The sequence below is a fragment of the Nitrosospira sp. Nsp14 genome, from assembly GCF_900113575.1.
In the GTDB taxonomy this organism is placed as follows: Bacteria; Pseudomonadota; Gammaproteobacteria; order Burkholderiales; family Nitrosomonadaceae; genus Nitrosospira.
The window spans coordinates 56754-73982 of sequence record NZ_FOPV01000017.1 but is presented as its reverse complement, the minus strand read 5'-3'; the positions used below and the strand labels follow the sequence as shown (position 1 = coordinate 73982).

The following is a 17229-nucleotide window of genomic DNA, read 5'->3' as shown; positions in this document are numbered from 1 at the left end:
GGTTTTGGGGATCCATAAGTTAAATATTATCATAACAATCAAAACATGTGACTTGTATTTATGATAATTCGGTTTACAATCTTCCCTGTTTCACCTTTATCTACCGTCACGAGGAGAACCACATGAGCCAAGAAATAAAAGGCAAGGAGCGCTACAAGTCCGGCGTAATTCCGTACAAGAAAATGGGGTATTGGGATTCGGACTATGTTCCGAAGGATACCGATGTTATTGCCCTGTTCCGTATTACACCCCAGGAAGGGGTAGATCATGAGGAAGCCGCCGCCGCTGTAGCCGGTGAATCTTCCACCGCGACCTGGACCGTGGTATGGACCGATCGCCTGACCGCCGCCGAACTCTACCGTGCCAAGGCCTATCGCTCGGAACTGGTACCAAATACGGGTCCGGGGACGAAGAACGAAGCCCAATATTTTGCCTATATCGCCTATGATCTGGATCTGTTCGAGCCGGGTTCCATCGCCAACCTGACCGCTTCGATCATCGGTAACGTATTTGGTTTCAAGGCAGTGAAAGCGCTGCGTCTGGAAGACATGCGCATTCCCGTTGCTTATCTGAAAACCTTCCAGGGTCCCGCCACCGGCGTCGTGGTGGAGCGCGAACGTCTCGACAAGTTCGGCAGGCCCCTGCTGGGCGCGACAACCAAACCGAAACTGGGCCTCTCCGGCAGAAATTACGGACGCGTTGTGTACGAAGGCCTCAAGGGCGGTCTGGACTTCATGAAAGACGATGAGAATATCAATTCTCAACCTTTCATGCACTGGCGTGACCGCTTCCTTTACTGTATGGAAGCTGTAAACAAGGCTTCCGCCGCGACGGGTGAAGTCAAGGGCCATTACCTGAACGTCACCGCCGGTACCATGGAAGACATGTACGAGCGCGCGGAATTTGCCAAGTCGCTCGGCTCAGTCATCATTATGATTGACCTGGTTATTGGCTATACCGCGATCCAGTCCATGGCCAAATGGGCACGCAAGAATGACATGATTCTGCATTTGCACCGTGCCGGAAACTCTACCTACTCGCGCCAGAAAAATCACGGCATGAATTTCCGTGTTATTTGCAAGTGGATGCGGATGGCGGGTGTGGATCACATTCACGCCGGCACGGTCGTCGGCAAGCTCGAGGGTGATCCGCTGATGATCAAGGGCTTCTACGACACCCTTCGCGATCCGCATACTCCGGTGAGCCTGGAAACTGGCCTGTTCTTCGAACAGGACTGGGCTTCGCTGAACAAGGTCATGCCGGTTGCTTCGGGCGGCATTCATGCGGGCCAGATGCACCAGCTGCTGGATTACCTCGGCGAAGACGTGATACTTCAGTTCGGCGGTGGAACCATTGGTCACCCGATGGGGATCCAGGCCGGTGCGGTTGCAAACCGTGTTGCGCTGGAAGCAATGGTCATGGCGCGGAACGAAGGCCGCGACTACGTGAAGGAAGGTCCCCAGATTCTTGAGGCAGCGGCGAAGTGGTGCACGCCGCTCAAACAGGCGCTGGATACCTGGAAGGATATCACCTTCAATTACGAGTCCACCGATACAGCCGACTTCGTGCCAGCCACGACAGCGAGCGTTTAATCGTACCTAGGAGAAACAGCATCATGATGACCAATTTTCAAAACCGTGTCACGCAGGGGCAGTTCTCTTTCCTGCCCCCGCTGACGGATAAGCAAATTTCGGCGCAAATCAAGTATGCGTTGAAGAACAACTGGGCCATCGGCATTGAATACACCGACGACCCGCATCCCCGTAATACATATTGGGAGATGTTCGGTAATCCCATGTTTGATTTGAAGGATCCCGCCGGTATCCTGGCTGAGATCAACGATTGCCGCAAAACGTACCCGAATCATTATATCCGGGTAACTGCGTTTGACTCGACACGGGGAGTTGAAAGCCCCACCATGTCTTATATCGTTAATCGTCCGAAGACCGAACCGGGCTTTAGCGTGGTGCGCCAGGAAGTGGAAGGCCGTAGCGTTCGTTACACCATTCATTCCTACGCCACGGATAAACCTGAAGGCGAACGGTACTAAGGAAGGATGCGCCCTTCCCTTTTTCAGGGAAGGGCGCTGGTCTGAAGCGCAGGTAATGGGTTGAACATCCTTGCCACCGGCCTCTTGAGAAAGCCGAATGCGCCTCAGACCCCCTTTTATATAAGTTTTAAAAAAATACAGACCGAAGCATTACATAGACCTTAGTTACTTGTTGGGGATCAAACATGACAACAGACTCTGAAGAACTTATCCCCTCCGATAACAGTTCAGTTGACCTGGACGCCGAATTTCGTGCTTCCAATATCAAGGAAGTGCTGGATAAGCTCGATCGCGAATTGATCGGCTTGAAGCCGGTTAAAACCCGCATTCGCGAGACCGCCGCGCTATTGCTGGTCGACCGTGTCCGCAAGAAATTGAATATGACAGCCGGGGCGCCCAGTTTGCATATGTCTTTTACCGGTAACCCTGGTACCGGCAAGACCACAGTGGCGTTGCGCATGTCTGAAATATTGCATCGCCTCGGGTATGTGCGGGAAGGGCATCTTGTATCCGTTACACGCGATGATCTCGTTGGCCAGTATATAGGCCACACTGCGCCGAAAACTAAGGAAGTGTTGAAGAAAGCCATGGGCGGTGTGCTTTTTATCGATGAGGCTTATTACCTTTACAAGCCGGAGAACGAACGCGATTACGGCGCGGAGTCGATAGAAATCCTTTTGCAGACAATGGAGAATAATCGGGAAGACTTGGTTGTGATTCTGGCCGGCTACAAAGACCGGATGGATAAATTCTTCCACAGCAACCCCGGCATGCGTTCGCGAATCGCCCATCACATCGATTTCCCCGACTATAGCGCTGACGAGTTGCTTGCAATCGCAAAACTCATGTTGGCCGCGCAGAATTACCGCTTTAGCCCGGAGGGAGAAAAAGCATTTGGCGAATATATCCGGTTGCGAATGAAGCTGGAACATTTTGCCAACGCGCGCTCTATTCGCAATGCTCTCGACCGCGCCCGGTTGCGGCAGGCCAATCGCTTATTTGAGGGAGCGAAAAAAAATCTTTCGAGAACCGACCTGATGACTCTCGAGGCAGAGGATATCCGCGCAAGTCGCGTGTTCAAGGAGGGAGCGATCGACTTGGATGGCGACGAGGGAGCGAATCACGTCGAGGCGGATCAGCCATCTGCCGCGCCGGGTATTTAGATTCGCCACCTGCCGCTACCAAGTTCGCGGAGCTAAGGCCGAGGACGGAGGCTCAGATAAGTCTGAGCTTCAGTCATGGCTATGAGAGGAGAAAAAATCTCGGCCTGACTCTGCTCTCAGAACGTTCCGCTTGCGCTCCTATTCTATGTATTGTTCCATCCGCCGCTTTGGCCGATCCCTTTCCCGCCCCTTCCCCCGACTTCGCACCCTTAGCACCCCGCATCGCCACCTCCCGTCTAACCTACCGCGCTCGTAAAGGCAGGTTAGCTCACCCTGTTTCGGATTCGTTACAGTAACGATATTCAACAAAACAGTGGTCTGTTCACATACAGATACACAATTTATGTCCGAATTTAACTTTTTTTTCGGTTATAAAAATAACGAAAAACCGCTATTTTGCTGTTAATAGCTGATAAACCCTCCCCGACTCTGGGTTGGTACCCCAGCAAATGTTCATCCCTCATCAATCCGCGAAATCCCGCCTTCCAGCTGAGCGGGACGCCAAACCCGGCGCCCTGCCGTAAGCATTTTCTGCGCGGTTAACTGCACTGGATCCTCCCCCAGAGCGGTTGTATCTTATGGCTAGCTTTATATACTTTTGACACTTTCAGCATTCACAAATTGATCACATATACAGAAGCTTTCCTTGACGGAGGGTATGTTAATTTTCCCCTCACTGTAGTTCATGTCCGGCTTTGATGGTTCCAGGGCTACCTGCCACGACGCAGTCTTCAGAGGCGGGAGATGAGGAATCCATGCAGCCACTTTTATTATAAGAGGGGTATAACGATGTCAATCTCCAGTCTTCTTGTCCCAGCGATACTCTTTTTTGCACTTGGTATGTTGGCGTGCATTATCAAGTCGGATCTTAAGTTTCCACCCGACATGCACAAGATGATCGTGATCTACTTGCTGATTGGTATTGGGCTCCATGGCGGCAAGGCCCTGGCCACGTCCAATATGGGTGATGCGCTTCCAGCGGTGTGGGCGGCACTCGCATTTGGGGTCGGATTGCCTATCATTGCCTATGTTATCCTGCGGGCCCTTGGCAAGATTGATCCGCTCAACGCCGCGGCCATCTCCGCCCATTACGGGTCGGTGAGCGCAGGTACGTACATGACAGCGGTGGCGTTCCTCGGCGGCATTGGCATCACCTACGAGGCTTATCCGGTCATTATGCTGGCAATAATGGAATCTCCTGCCATCATGATCGGCCTGGTGCTCGCCGGCTACTCTCGCAAGATTATGGGAGGCGCGGCAAAGGCAGAGAAAGGCATGTACAAACATCTGCTTCTCGAGGCATTTACCAATGGCAGTATCCTGCTGCTGTTTGGATCGATGGCGATTGGCGCCGCGGTCTCCGACGCCAGCTACAAGAAGATCGAACCTTTCTTCGAAACCATTTTCATGGGCGCGCTCTGCATATTCCTTGCCGACATGGGTATGGAAGCCGGGAAAAGATTGTCGGAGTTCAAGCAGGTTGGTGTCTTCCTGGTCGGATTTGGGATAGGGATGCCCTTGATAGGCGCGTTTTTCGGGCTTCTGCTAGGCCATTACTACCTGGGCTACTCGGTAGGCGGCGTCACCCTGGTAACAGTGCTAGCGGCCAGCTGCTCATATATCGCAGTTCCGCCGGCTATGCGCCTTGCAATACCGGAGGCCAACCCCTCGTTTTATCTGACGCTATCGCTCGGATGCACTTTCCCATTCAATGTGGTGATAGGCATTCCAACGTATTACGCGGCTGCCCAGTATCTAGCGGGGCAGGCTTAGCGAGTTAACGCGCAAGGGGCTGGGCTGTGGCGCCGACGTGCCGTGCCCCGCCCCGTCTGGGAAGACGCAGGTAAACGGGTTCAATGAAATTTTCCAGTCGGGGAGATTGCCCGGTATCTTCTCCGATACATCTCAGAATGATTTAAATCCTGTCCATCCTGTCACCTTTTGGGAGAAAAATCATGGCATTAAGACCAGAAATTTTAGTATCGATGAAGCGGCTCGAAATTGTAACTGACGAGGATTCGCTAAGAGAACTGATCCGACTAGTTCGGGAAGCCAAGGTGCGTGGCTACACTGTCATTAAAGAGCCGGGGGTCTCGGATCGCGCGGGGAACGGAACCCGGATGATTACGTATTTGAGGAGGAAAACGCTGTCATGGTTATAGCTTGTGAAGAAGATCTGGCGGAGCGGCTTATCACGATGCTTCACCCCAAGTTAAGAGAGCTCGGCGGGATGTGCCTGATTTCGGACTGCCAGTGGGTCGTAGGACCGCCGCCCTCATCCTAAGCTGCGACCGGGGGCGCAACAATCCACGTGATCAATCTTGGATCAAATTGACCCCGGCCGATAATGCCGACGGTTATCCAATATTTAACTTGATTGGGCATAAAAATGGCTAGACCTGCTACGGGACGAGAGTTCATCAAAACTGCGAAGGAGCGGATCGCATCGGCCAAAACGGTTGATACCCTGCGGGCTGCGCAGGCACTGCTCCTTCCCTTGGAGTTTGGGCTATCGCTGGAACAGACGGCTACAGTCATTGGATTATCCAAGAGCCGTACGGGAAAGCTCAGGACCCAGTTTCAGCGAGTCGAAACGGGCGCTGTACAAATCAGAAGTAAAAAGCAGTTGCGCAACCATGCGCGGATGAGCCTTGACGAAGAGGTGAAATTCCTTGCGCGTTTCGTTGCCAAGGCAAGAGATCCAGGCGCGCTGCCTGTCGCGGAATTAAAGGCTGAACTCGAAAAATGCACCGGCAGGCCGGTATCGACATCCACCGTTTATCAATTGCTCCGACGGCACGGATTGTCGAAACTGGCACAGCACGCGAGGGCCGATCTCATACTGGCGCGAGCATGGGAAAGGTTGGGTCAGCAGAGTAACGGCCCGACGGATAACGAGTGACAGTGGGGAAGAGTGCCTCGCTGGAAGCTTAATTGACGCTTGAGTCGTGGCTGTGGCGAATACCTGTGCCGTATGCCGCTTTCCTGGCAAATACATGCGAGTTCCGCTTCCAGCGGCACGGTCTGCTCGGTGGCCATTTGCCGAGTTAAGTCCAAAGACAGAGCATCAGACCTCTTAAGCCAGCCGCTCCAGCCTCGCATGCGCTGACCCTGCACCGCGGATTGCCCTAAGTTCTGACCAACACCATCCGGAACGTGCATCAGCAATGACAACAGAAAAATCGGACAATAATTCAGATTCTGATTTTTTTAAGACGCGGATTTCCAATTTAACTTTAAGGGGGCTCCCATGAAAAATTCATTAATTCTCGCTATCACGTTGCTTATTCCAACGTTTGCGGTGGCTGCCAATTACAAGGCTAATCTAAACGATGCCCAGATCATCGCAGCTATTGCGGTCGCGGCCAATCAGGTGGATATCGTGGCCGGCAAGGCAGCGGAATCGAAGTCGTCCAATTCTGAAGTCAAGGCATTTGCGCACCGCATGATTACCGATCACAGCGATGTGATCAAGCAGGCGACGGCGCTTGTCACAAAACTCAAGGTTACGCCGGAGGAAAGTACCCTCAGCAAGAGTCTTAAATCGGATGGCGAAAAGAACCTTGACCGCTTGAACAAACTGGACGGCAAGTCCTTCAACAAGACGTATATCTCCCAGGAGATCGTATTTCATAAGCAAGTACTTGATGTAATAGACAATAAGCTGTTGCCGAGCGCGACGAACGAGGAGTTGAAAGCCTTGCTCGTCAAGGTGCGTACCGCTGTTGCCTCACATCTCGAACATGCGGAAAAGATCCAGCCCGTGGTGGATGAAATGCGCGAACCAGGCAAATAACAAGAGAGCCAATTGGAATAGTTGTTAATTCAGAACACTGTCAGCGGTGTAAGGGACTCATCCCGCATGCGACCCCTACCGCATGTGCCCCCCAGCCGCGCGTTTTGGGGAGGGATAAAAAAACGCCCGATCCCTCCCTTTTTTTCATAATGCTCGGAACGGCGAGCGTCTACCCTTGCTTCTATTATTGTGTCCCTTGTTAACGTTATTATAGTGCCCCGCGGCGTTAGATAATGTTAATTTCCACACGCCCCAGGCGCAGCAGCGACCCGAACTTTACTGGTTTTTGGATGGTTTCGGGGTTTGGGGCCTCCAGATGTGGAATTTTGTGTCCAGGCATTCAGATTGCGCAGTCGAGAAATACCAGAGTGAAATAACCGGGCCTTAGCCGGATTATCGAGTGCGTGCGAACAATCGGCGTCCATGAGGTTACATTGAGGGGTTAAAATCCAACCAATCGGTTTTTTGACTTTGTTGGATATGGGCCACACTGATGTTCGCTTCGGCGGTTGCATCCCGGAAAACCATGATTGCGGCGATCCGTACCATGTCGTGATCCTCGGTGCTGGGGTATCCGGTCTTTGCATGGGCAGCGCTCTGCGAAAAGCGGGTATAACGTCATTTCTCATAATCGAGAAGGCCGCGGGAATTGGCGGCACCTGGTGGGACAATACCTATCCTGGCGCGGAGTGCGACGTTCGGTCGCATCTCTATTCGTATTCGTTCGATCTCAATCCCGACTGGTCGCAGGCATACGCGCCGCAACGCGAGATCCAGGAATACCTGGTTCGATTCGCGACCAAGTTTGACCTTTTTGCGCACATCAGATTAAGCACGGCGCTGACTAGCGCCAGCTTCGATGCTCACAGCGGACTATGGCGATTGCGGCTTGAAAACGGGCATCAGCTGGCGGCGCGCTTTTTTGTGTGCAGTGCCGGGCCTCTGAGTGCGCCGCGTTACCCCGCTATCCGGGGCATAAACGAATACCAGGGCCGACTGTTCCATTCCGCACGCTGGGATCATGAATACCGCTTCGAGGGCAAGCGCGTAGCGGTAATCGGCACGGCCGCAAGCGCGGTGCAAATTGTCCCCAGGCTCGCCCCAGTGGTTGAAAAGCTCTATGTCTGCCAGCGCTCGCCAAACTGGATCATCCCCAGGCTCGGCCATACTTACGCATCATGGGAAAAGGCGCTGTTCCGGATCGAGCCTGTTGCCCGCGGCCATCGGTTCCTGCTCTACCTTGTGCATGAGCTGAATAGGCTTTCCTTCAATCCCGGCAACGTAATGGCACGGGTTGGGCGTACGCTGGCGGAGATACATTTGCGCCGGCAAGTGGCCGAAAAAAACTTGCGTGACGCCTTGCGCCCGGACTATCCCTTCGGCTGCAAGCGCGTCCTGCTCTCCAATGACTACTACCCTGCCCTCATGCGCTCCAACGTCGAATTGATCACGGCACCGGTGGATCGAATCGAACAAAATGGAATTGTCATCCGCGATGGATCCAGCCGCATGGGTGCGATTGTATGCGCTACCGGATTCGACGTACGACACGTGCTGACGTCGATAAGAATAGAAGGGTTGGATGGACGCCTGCTGGATCAAACATGGGGAGGTGAGCCAGACGCATACCGGGGGATGAGTGCGCGGGCTTTCCCAATCTTTTATACTTCTTGGTCCCAATACGGGGCAAGGGCACACGTCGGCAATTCTTTTCATAGAAGCGCACGTGAACTATACGCTGCAATGCATCCAGGAACTCGGCATGCGGGAGAAACGCTATCTCGTCATAAAGCCGGAAGCCATGGAGCGTTATAACCAGGAATTGCGGAATACACCGCATACATCGGTCTGGGCTGCCGGTTGCAGAAGCTGGTACAAAACCGAGTCGGGAAAAATCATTGGCATTTATCCAGGGTTCTCGTTTCAATATAGGCGCGAGCTGAAAAGCCCCCGGTTTGACGACTATTTCATCTGTTGAGCACAGCCAGGCTTAACCCTGGAAAGTTGTCCGTTTCAGTCGCTGACGTTACAATTTCAGCCTACTTGCAAACCAGGAGATGCTCATGCAGTTCGAACCCGAGAAAGAACACGAATGGCTGAAGAAACTTGTCGGAGAATGGACTTATGAAGTAGAGGCAATGATGGGGCCCAATCAGCCAGCGGAAAAATTCACCGGGTCGGAAAGCGGTCGGTCGATAGGCGGCTTCTGGGTGCAGTGCGAGGGACGCGGCCAGATGTGCGACGCTGGCGACACAGCGGGCACAGCGATAACCGTATTGACGCTCGGTTATGACCCGCAGAAAAAACGCTTTGTTGGTACCTGGATCGGATCGATGATGTCTCACCTTTGGGTATACGATGGATTCCTGGACCCGTCCCAGAGAGTCCTGACGCTAAACTCGGAGGGACCCAACTTCGCGGCGGAAGGCAAACTTGGCAAGTTCAAGGACGTAATCGAGTTTAAAAGCGACGACCATCGGCTGCTTACGTCACATATGCTGGGCGATGACGGAACCTGGCAGCAGTTCATGACTGCTCATTATCATCGAACGAAATCGGCCACCTAAGGAACCGCTGAACAAATCCTCGCTGAGCGCGTTGCTGTCAAAATCGGGCGCTCATGGCGTTGCGCTCCTTGGCATCGTAGTCCCAGCTACGACCAGCGTCGCGCGCCTTATGATCGTCCCGATTTTACCGCAACCCCTCTGGGACAGGACTTTGCGGCGGTCTGTCTTGTCAGGCTCCTAGCGAAGGGGGAACGCCCCAGAGCGGGGCCCGAGGGACCCTGCGAAGCGAGGGATCGGGCAGCGGCGGGGATGTCAAGACCGCGCAAAGAACCTATTAGGGCGTTTGCATCCCGCTACGGGGTCGCATCTTCCTTCGGAAGACACTGCTCTGCCCTTCGCGGTCGCACCATTCGCGTCGTCGCCTTTCGCGCATCCCATCCCGCAAAGCCGCCGTCGCGCCAGCGGAGATTTGTTCTGCGGTTCCTTATCAACTCGGCGGCAAATTCTACGGCTGATGCGCGCTCGGATTAGGTTTGTTGTAGAACAATCGCTGTTGACCCGCGCGTATTGTTCCCGTGACGATTATTCAGGGCGCTTCCGGTATCCAGAGGTCCCCCAGCACCCGATTGACAATAAAGAGTACAACGGCCAACCCGACAAGGCCCAGCAACAGGTTTTTTTCTTCGATTGCATTGGAAGAAAGATCGGAAATACGGTTGAGCCGGGCAAAAAAGTGCAGGGCCACGAAGATGCCGACCACCATTGCCGCATACGATAGCTCTACATAGCCCAAATTAAAATACCATTCGCCCTTATCCACTCTTATTCACCCTCCTCCATCTTTTTCGCTGTTATAGGCGCTGAGCCTCGCAATTATATGAATACTTCTGGGCGTGTTCGCCAGCGCCGGAAATCGGTAGCGCTCCTCTTCCTCTTCCTTTTCGCCCCCCTACCCTTCGCATGGCAGATACATGCAATTTAAGTATAAGATTCAAATACCGCCCCTTGACGGCGCACTTCACGAGGCATTTAGCAGCTTAAGCAGCGCCTCCGCTGCCGGCCCTGCCGAGGCCGGATTCTGGCCGGTGATCAACCTGCCATCTACCTGAACATAGGGCGCCCAATTGTCGGTCCTGCTGTAAATGGCTCCTCTTTCCTTCAACCGGTCTTCCAGCAAATAAGGGACGATTTCGCCACATCCTACTGCATCTTCTTCGTCATTGGAAAAGCCGGTGACCCGCTTTCCCCGTATCAGATAATCGCAGTCTTTTCCGCGCACGTTGACCAAGGCGATGGGCGCATGACACACTGCCACAATTGGCTTGCCCCGTTTGGCGAAGGCTTCGATAAGCGCAATGGAGGCCGTGTTGTCGGGCATATCCCACATAGGACCATGTCCCCCGGGATAAAAGATTGTGTCGAAGTCGCTTTCTGAAACATCAGCCAGTTGTCTGGTATTGGCAAGTTCAGACTGTGCAGCCCGGTCTTCGTGGAAGCGTTGTGTCGAAAGGGTGAGGTTTTCCGGCAGGTCGCTGATCGGATCGACAGGCGGCTCGCCGCCCTTGGGCGAGGCCAGCGCGATTTCCGCGCCTGCATCCTTCAGTACATAATAAGGGGTCGTAAACTCTTCAAGCCAGAAGCCGGTTTTCTTTCCCGTGTTGCCAAGTTTATCGTGGGACGTCAGGACAATGAGAATTTTCATAGCGTGCCTCAATAGTTGCGAGCGATCGTGAATGGCTAGCTGCAAAATGGCCAGCCTGCCAGCCGTGCCTTTCGCGGTTCGTCGGCGGGGCGAACGGCGTCCCCTGTATTGGCGGAACGAAGCGGCAATGTGCGCCGTGCCGGACCTCGGCGGCTCGGTACTGCTACTCCGTTTGCCACTACTAGTTAACCTATAGCAGGAATCCGTATGGCTTTCAAATCCAGCATCCCTCAATGACAATGCAGGCGATAGATATTCAACGGCCCGGAGGTCCGGAGGTGCTGGTTCCTGCATCCCATCCAATACCCCGGCCTGCGCTCGGGGAAGTTTTAGTCAAAGTCGGGGCGGCCGGCATCAATCGACCGGATGTATTGCAGCGGCGCGGGTTGTATTCACCCCCGACGGGGGCCTCTGCCATCCCGGGGCTCGAGATAGCAGGGGAAGTGGTTGAACTCGGCGCCGGGGCGGGGCGCTTCCAGGTGGGCGACCCCGTGTGCGCGCTCGTTCCCGGCGGCGGTTATGCGGAGTATTGCGTGGTGCATGAAAGCAATGCCCTTCCAATGCCGCTGGGCCTGAGTCTGGTTGAAGCGGCAGCCGTGCCGGAGACTTTTTTTACAGTCTGGGCCAATCTGTTTCAGCGCGCCAAGCTCAAGGCCGGTGAAACGGTACTCATCCACGGCGGCGCCTCGGGCATTGGCACCACCGCCACGATGTTGTCGAAAGCTTTCGGCGCCACTGTGGCAGTCACCGTGGGGTCAGAGGAAAAGGGGCTGGCGTGCCTTTCCCTGGGTGCCAGCCTGGCGATCAATTACCATACCCAGGATTTTGTCGAGGAAGTGAAAAAATTCACTGATGGCAAAGGAGCGGATGTCGTGGTGGATATTATCGCTGGAGATTACGTTGCCAGAAACTACCAGGCGGCGGCACTGAATGGGCGCATTGTTCAGATCGGCGTGCAGAATGGGCCGGCCCGGGAGCTGAACCTGATGACCATGCTGAGCAAGCGGCTTACGCATACCGGTTCCACCCTGCGCTCTCGCAGCGTGGCGGAAAAAGCGCAACTCGCTCGGGAACTGGAGCGGCAGGTATGGCCGCTGCTGGAACAGGGAAAGATCAGGCCAAAGATTTTCCGCACCTTTCGGCTGGAGCATGCGGCGGACGCGCATGCGCTGATGGAGTCGGGCGTACACGTTGGAAAAATCGTGCTGACCATCTCCACCGCGCAGGCGGACAGGCCTTCTTAACCTGCGGATGTTGTCCCTGGGGCAGGGGCAATACGTGGATCAGATCAAGGGCGCGGGGAAGTTCCGCGAAGGATGACGACGCACATCAGCGCCAGACCGGCAATCAGCATTGCTTTTGGTTCCGGCTCAGGGAACAGATCGATCGGCAAGGCGACGAGCTGCGCAAGTTGTGCGTTGTCGAGAATAGCGCGCAAAGCGCTGGACGTTTCCTGAAGGAAGTTCATAGTGAAAGGTCCTCTTTTCAAGATCAGGTTTATGTTATAGCCGCTTCAGATGTCAAAAGTGTGAAGAAGATCCATTTTCATGGATCTCTTTTCGTATCCTGGGTCGCGGCGAACATCGGGTGTAGGGACAGGTAGAAATCAGTTCCAGGATCGCGGCGAATGACGCAAAGTTTTGATCTCGTAGTGATCGGCGCCGGTATTCATGGTGCGGGAATCGCGCAGGCGGCCGTGGCACGAGGGCTATCCGTCCTCGTGCTGGAGCAGGCTGGGGTGGCGAGCGGGACCTCCAGCCGTTCCAGCAAGCTGATACACGGCGGGCTGCGCTATCTTGAAAGCCGGCAATTTTCCCTGGTGCGCGAGTGTCTGCAGGAACGCGCGCTGCTTCTCAAGCTAGCGGCGGGCCTGGTCGAGCTTAAGCCATTTTACATTCCGGTATATCGCGATACGGCGCGGCGTCCGTGGTTGCTCTATGCGGGGTTGAGTCTGTACCGGATGCTGGGTGACGGAAGCCCCGCAATGCGCTTCCGCCGTGTTCCGCAACGCGATTGGAAAAGCCTCGATGGTCTGGATACAACCGGCCTTGAAGCCGTGTTTCAGTATTACGATGCGCAAACCGACGATACGGCGCTGACGAACGCGGTGATGCGTTCGGCCCAGTCATTGGGCGCTCAACTGAAGACGTCTGCCATCTTTACGGGCGCGCTCCTCGGTGATCCGTCCAACATTATCGAATACAGCCATGACGGAAAATGCGAAACGTGTCGCGGCGCGGTATTGGTTAACGCGGCCGGGCCATGGGTAAAAGAGGTATTGAGCCGAATTGCGCCCGCTCCGCCACAGCTTGGGATCGAACTGGTGCAGGGAACACATATTCTCCTGCCAGGCAAGCTCACGCAAGGGATTTATTATGTGGAAGCAGCGGACAGGCGCGTGGTATTCGTGATGCCCTGGAAAGGAAACACGCTGGTGGGCACAACTGAATTCATATTCCGCGGCAATCCCGCGGATGTCGCGCCGCTTCCGCACGAGGTCGCCTACCTGACAGAAACCCTTTGCCGCTATTTCCCACGATACCGAACGGGAGCGCCCCTTCTCAACGTGATCGCCGGCCTCCGGGTGCTTCCGAGGGGAAACGCAACGGAGGGTTGGGAAGGATCCCTTCATGCCCGTTCGCGCGAAACGGTTCTGCAGGTCGACCGGTCTGAGCGGTCCGGCAGGAGCCGGTTGCTTACTGTTTACGGCGGGAAGCTGACGACGTACCGGCTGACAGCGGAGCGCGTCATGGCCCGGCTGACAGATGCGCTGCCGGTACGCGCGCCACTGGCGGATACCCGGTATTTGGAGTTGACCTAACGGATTACGGTGCCCCCAGGCCCCAAGGCCCGCCGCCTCAGAGCGGCACATAGAGCCGCGTGCGCCCGAGTTCTTCTGCTAAATGTAGTTGTCATTACTCCTGCCACCTCGGCCTCCGGGTTCAACAATTGAGTCTGAACAATGCAGCGCACGGCTCGCGTGCTCAAACTCGCCCCTCATCTTTGGCGATCCTCATTGCTCCATGGGTACAGGCTCTTGATGTAAATCGTGAGAATGCTCGCAATTAGAACTGCTGCCACCAATCCAGCAATGAATAGCGTCCAGGTTTCGGGCTTGATGACGCCGAGCGCTACGATTAAAAACAGCAGGGGCAGGTCCAGAAAGTGCGTGAATGTCGCCAGGTTCTCTGCTCGGGCCCGCTCAAGCTGCGGGGTGAAAGTGCCGCTTTTCATCGCCTCATCAGTAAGGCGGCGCAAGCGCATGAAGTAGAGCCTTGTTATCGTATTGCCCTCAATGAATTCGAAAGCGAAGAGCGCCATCATTCCAACGAGCCATGGCACCTTGATGAAGTCCCATCCGGCAAAAAACTCGACAATCAACCACGACCCTGAGATCAAAAGAAGAATCGCCCCGGGCACAACGACGCCATCGTAAAACACGGCAATGTTCCGCACCGCTTCGGAGAACCGCGTCAACTCACGAAGCTGACGCGAGCGCAGGTCACAAAACCAGACAGCGATTAGACCGCCACCAATCAGAATAGCGCCTGACACGTGAGCAAACTTCAGGAGCGTATATGTCATGTTTTTTCAAACTAAAGCGTCTGTCTCCTACCCGTCCGTACTGAAGGCCATGATGAAGCGCGAAGAAATCCGTTTAGCCCAAGCTCGGCTCAAGACAGGGAACTTCCAACTTATTTTGCCAGGCAGACAGACGCTGTCCCTGCGTTATTTTGCTCTTTCGCAGTTAACCATCCATGGCGTGCCAAACTGATCAACCAGCATGCCGAACCGAATGGCCCAGAATGTCTCCTCCATCGGCATTTGTACTGTCCCATTTTGCGACAATACCTGGAATACGCGCTCGGCTTCGCCGGGATCGTCAATTCCCAGCGAAATGTAAAAACCCCTGGCTTCCTCGTTGTGGCCGGCCGGACCATCGGAGCCCATCAGCATGTTATTGCCTACCATCAGGGCCGCATGCATGATTTTATCGCGCCACTCGGGCGTGGTTTGTTCCGCCATCGGCGAATTACCATGGGTGAGCATCATTTCGATTTTTCCGCCAAGGCTCTGCTCGTAGAATTTGAATGCCGCCTCGCAGTCGCCGTTGAAGATCAGGTAAGGATTCATTTGCATGGTCGTTCTCCTGGAATGAATAACGGTCGAGATCCGTAGGTGAATTAGGACGGGTTATGATCGGGTTCGCCGCGTCGTCATCGGCTGGGACATACAGTTCCCGATGTTCATATCTCACTCAATCCCCTCCTATCCCGTACCATACGCGAAGATTCAAGCTGGGGTAAGACCATCGCTTATCTGGCGATCTCAAACCCATGCGTATCTTATCTGCAACAGCGTTGACTAATCCGGGGCCAGCACAGGCTTATCCATGAAAAATCGTTCAGGCATGGAATCGCCGTGTATCGTGCCGTTTATGCCCAAAAATTTTTCAGGGGCTTTAATTGGTAGGGGGCGAAGATATAAATTATTTATTAAGGTTAATTATTGGAATGTATTACAACTATAGGTAAAATAATATTTATATTTTTTTCTTAAGCAGAAACCGAAGATGAGCAGGACGCAATCTTCCGTCAAAATTCCGGCCCCTCTGCGGCACTGAATGAGTGAACCACGGTCATAGTTATTATGGCGTGGAGTAGCATAGTTTTTAAGTCAGGAGGGGGCCATGAAAACGATGCATGAAATTTTGATGGTGGCACCGCCCCAGCAGGTTACGCGATGCAAGATCGCGATGGTGGAGATGGCTCATGGCTATTGGGCGGCCGCTGCCGCGACCTTGGAAAACGCGATAAACGAATCGGAAGCGGGAGAATGGACGCTTGATTGCATGCAGATGAGAGACTTCTGCATGGCGATGGACAAGGTGAAATCCGAAGGAATCCGGGGAGTGGAAAAACCCGAAAGACGCGAAAGACCCGACGCAAGCCGGGTTCTGGTTGAGACAGCGGCACGGGTCACGCTGCTGCATCGGTAATTTCGCCTCCGCATCGAATGCGCCGGCGTTATCGTTCGCGCCTCCGTTTACGCTGCGCCGCCGCTCGCGCTGATGTTCTGTCCTGTTACCCAGCCAGCCTCGTCGCTAACCAGAAACAGCACCACGCGGGCGATATCTTCCGGCTCCCCTACGCGCCCTTGAAACGACATGCTTGCCATGCGTTTGATCGTTTCCTCGCTCTTTCCGTTAAGGAACATTTCCGTATTAACCGGGCCCGGCGAAACGATATTGGCGGTGATGCCCCGTTTTCCCACTTCCCTTGCGAAGACACGCGTGAGCTGCTCGACGGCGCCCTTGCTTGCGGCATAGGCGCCATAATTCGCGAGCATCAGCCGCGTGACGGTACTCGACATGCTGACCACGCGCCCGCCATCCGCCAGCCGCGTAGCAGCTTCGCGCAAGGAATAAAAAACACCCTTGGTGTTCACGCTCAACACCCTGTCAAACTCATCATCGGTGATGTCGGCTATCTTGCGCGATAGAAGCACCCCAGCGTTATTGACGAGAATATCGACGCGGTTGAAACGCCCGATCGCGGCATCAAACAGTATGCGCGCCTCGACCGAATGACTGACGTCGGCTCTTACCGCCAGCGATTCGCCGCCTGCCTCGGTTATCGCGGCGCATAACGCTTCGGCAGCTTTTCGGTTGACGGTGTAGTTTACGATGACCTTCGCACCCGCTCCTGCCAGGGTTCGCGCTATTTCAGCGCCGATACCACGGGACGAACCGGTGACGATGGCGACCTTATTCTTGAGCGGTTTCATCTTTGCAGACCTTGACGGTTAACACAGCCGCATCACATGGCATCAAATGGAAGCGGAGATGGTAATCAGCTTCTTTGCCGCACCCTCACCCTCACCCCTCACCCTTAAAGCAGCGCACTCCTTCCGCCCCTGCGCCGGCTATTGTTTCAAGGTGCCCATACACCCTGTAGTAAAGAACGGGAATCTTTGTCATTTTTTTTCTTCTGTAGCACTGTGTCACATGT

The 17229-nt window shown here is 54.5% G+C and carries 17 protein-coding genes; 11 read left to right on the top strand and 6 right to left on the bottom strand.

Annotated features, from left to right (window positions below; all coding sequences use genetic code 11):
- The first annotated feature begins 122 nt into the window (after positions 1–122).
- The 8 genes from BM022_RS11745 (at position 123) to BM022_RS11705 (ending at position 9576) form a co-directional block, all read left to right on the top strand.
- The gene (locus BM022_RS11745; RefSeq protein ID WP_091139498.1) at positions 123–1592 is read left to right on the top strand and encodes a ribulose-bisphosphate carboxylase large subunit; all 1470 of its coding nucleotides are present in this window, start codon (positions 123–125) and stop codon (positions 1590–1592) included.
- 23 nt (positions 1593–1615) lie between these two features.
- Positions 1616–2050, top strand: a complete 435-nt coding sequence (locus tag BM022_RS11740) for a ribulose bisphosphate carboxylase small subunit (protein ID WP_091139495.1) — start codon at positions 1616–1618, stop codon at positions 2048–2050.
- Between the two features lie 185 nt (positions 2051–2235).
- Positions 2236–3213 carry a CbbX protein gene (gene cbbX, locus BM022_RS11735; RefSeq protein WP_091139494.1) on the top strand — a complete coding sequence of 326 codons (978 nt, stop codon included), beginning with the start codon at positions 2236–2238 and terminating at the stop codon, positions 3211–3213.
- A 789-nt stretch (positions 3214–4002) separates the two neighbouring features.
- Positions 4003–4986, top strand: coding sequence for a sodium-dependent bicarbonate transport family permease (locus BM022_RS11730; protein ID WP_091139492.1), 984 nt, complete (start codon positions 4003–4005; stop codon positions 4984–4986).
- A 616-nt stretch (positions 4987–5602) separates the two neighbouring features.
- Positions 5603–6115, top strand: a complete 513-nt coding sequence (locus BM022_RS11720; protein ID WP_091139490.1) for a hypothetical protein — start codon at positions 5603–5605, stop codon at positions 6113–6115.
- A gap of 348 nt (positions 6116–6463) precedes the next feature.
- Entirely contained in the window at positions 6464–7009 is a 546-nt protein-coding gene (locus BM022_RS11715; protein WP_091139489.1) for a DUF4142 domain-containing protein, read from the top strand.
- Between the two features lie 480 nt (positions 7010–7489).
- The gene (locus BM022_RS11710; RefSeq protein ID WP_091139487.1) at positions 7490–8824 is read left to right on the top strand and encodes a flavin-containing monooxygenase; all 1335 of its coding nucleotides are present in this window, start codon (positions 7490–7492) and stop codon (positions 8822–8824) included.
- Between the two features lie 248 nt (positions 8825–9072).
- Positions 9073–9576 carry a DUF1579 domain-containing protein gene (locus BM022_RS11705; protein ID WP_091139485.1) on the top strand — a complete coding sequence of 168 codons (504 nt, stop codon included), beginning with the start codon at positions 9073–9075 and terminating at the stop codon, positions 9574–9576.
- 526 nt (positions 9577–10102) lie between these two features.
- Here BM022_RS11705 and BM022_RS11700 read toward each other — a convergent pair.
- Together BM022_RS11700 and BM022_RS11695 are read right to left on the bottom strand one after the other, a co-directional pair.
- Complete coding sequence (locus BM022_RS11700) at positions 10103–10336, bottom strand: hypothetical protein (RefSeq protein WP_091139483.1); 234 nt, start codon at positions 10334–10336, stop codon at positions 10103–10105.
- A 198-nt stretch (positions 10337–10534) separates the two neighbouring features.
- Positions 10535–11218 carry a type 1 glutamine amidotransferase domain-containing protein gene (locus BM022_RS11695; protein WP_091139482.1) on the bottom strand — a complete coding sequence of 228 codons (684 nt, stop codon included), beginning with the start codon at positions 11216–11218 and terminating at the stop codon, positions 10535–10537.
- 233 nt (positions 11219–11451) lie between these two features.
- On the opposite strand from BM022_RS11695, the gene BM022_RS11690 reads away from it, so the two are divergent.
- A complete protein-coding gene (locus BM022_RS11690) occupies positions 11452–12462 on the top strand; it encodes an NAD(P)H-quinone oxidoreductase (protein ID WP_256209143.1) in 1011 nt (336 codons plus the stop codon).
- A gap of 44 nt (positions 12463–12506) precedes the next feature.
- Here BM022_RS11690 and BM022_RS11685 read toward each other — a convergent pair whose 3' ends face one another.
- A complete protein-coding gene (locus BM022_RS11685) occupies positions 12507–12686 on the bottom strand; it encodes a hypothetical protein (protein ID WP_091139480.1) in 180 nt (59 codons plus the stop codon).
- A 159-nt stretch (positions 12687–12845) separates the two neighbouring features.
- Between BM022_RS11685 and BM022_RS11680 the strand changes: the two genes are divergently transcribed.
- Positions 12846–14039 (top strand): FAD-dependent oxidoreductase, encoded by a 1194-nt coding sequence (locus BM022_RS11680; protein ID WP_091139479.1) that lies wholly within the window; start codon positions 12846–12848, stop codon positions 14037–14039.
- A 176-nt stretch (positions 14040–14215) separates the two neighbouring features.
- Here the strand turns inward: BM022_RS11680 and BM022_RS11675 are convergent, their stop codons facing one another.
- Positions 14216–14803 (bottom strand): DUF2269 domain-containing protein, encoded by a 588-nt coding sequence (locus BM022_RS11675; protein ID WP_091139477.1) that lies wholly within the window; start codon positions 14801–14803, stop codon positions 14216–14218.
- A 144-nt stretch (positions 14804–14947) separates the two neighbouring features.
- On the bottom strand, positions 14948–15358 hold the full coding sequence (locus tag BM022_RS11670; protein WP_091139476.1) for a VOC family protein: 411 nt from the start codon (positions 15356–15358) through the stop codon (positions 14948–14950).
- A gap of 550 nt (positions 15359–15908) precedes the next feature.
- On the opposite strand from BM022_RS11670, the gene BM022_RS11665 reads away from it, so the two are divergent.
- Positions 15909–16217: a hypothetical protein gene (locus BM022_RS11665; protein ID WP_091139475.1), complete on the top strand. Its 309-nt coding sequence runs from the start codon at positions 15909–15911 to the stop codon at positions 16215–16217.
- A 47-nt stretch (positions 16218–16264) separates the two neighbouring features.
- On the opposite strand, the gene BM022_RS11660 is transcribed toward BM022_RS11665, so the two are convergent.
- Complete coding sequence (locus BM022_RS11660; RefSeq protein ID WP_091139473.1) at positions 16265–17005, bottom strand: SDR family oxidoreductase; 741 nt, start codon at positions 17003–17005, stop codon at positions 16265–16267.
- Positions 17006–17229: the final 224 nt, after the last annotated feature.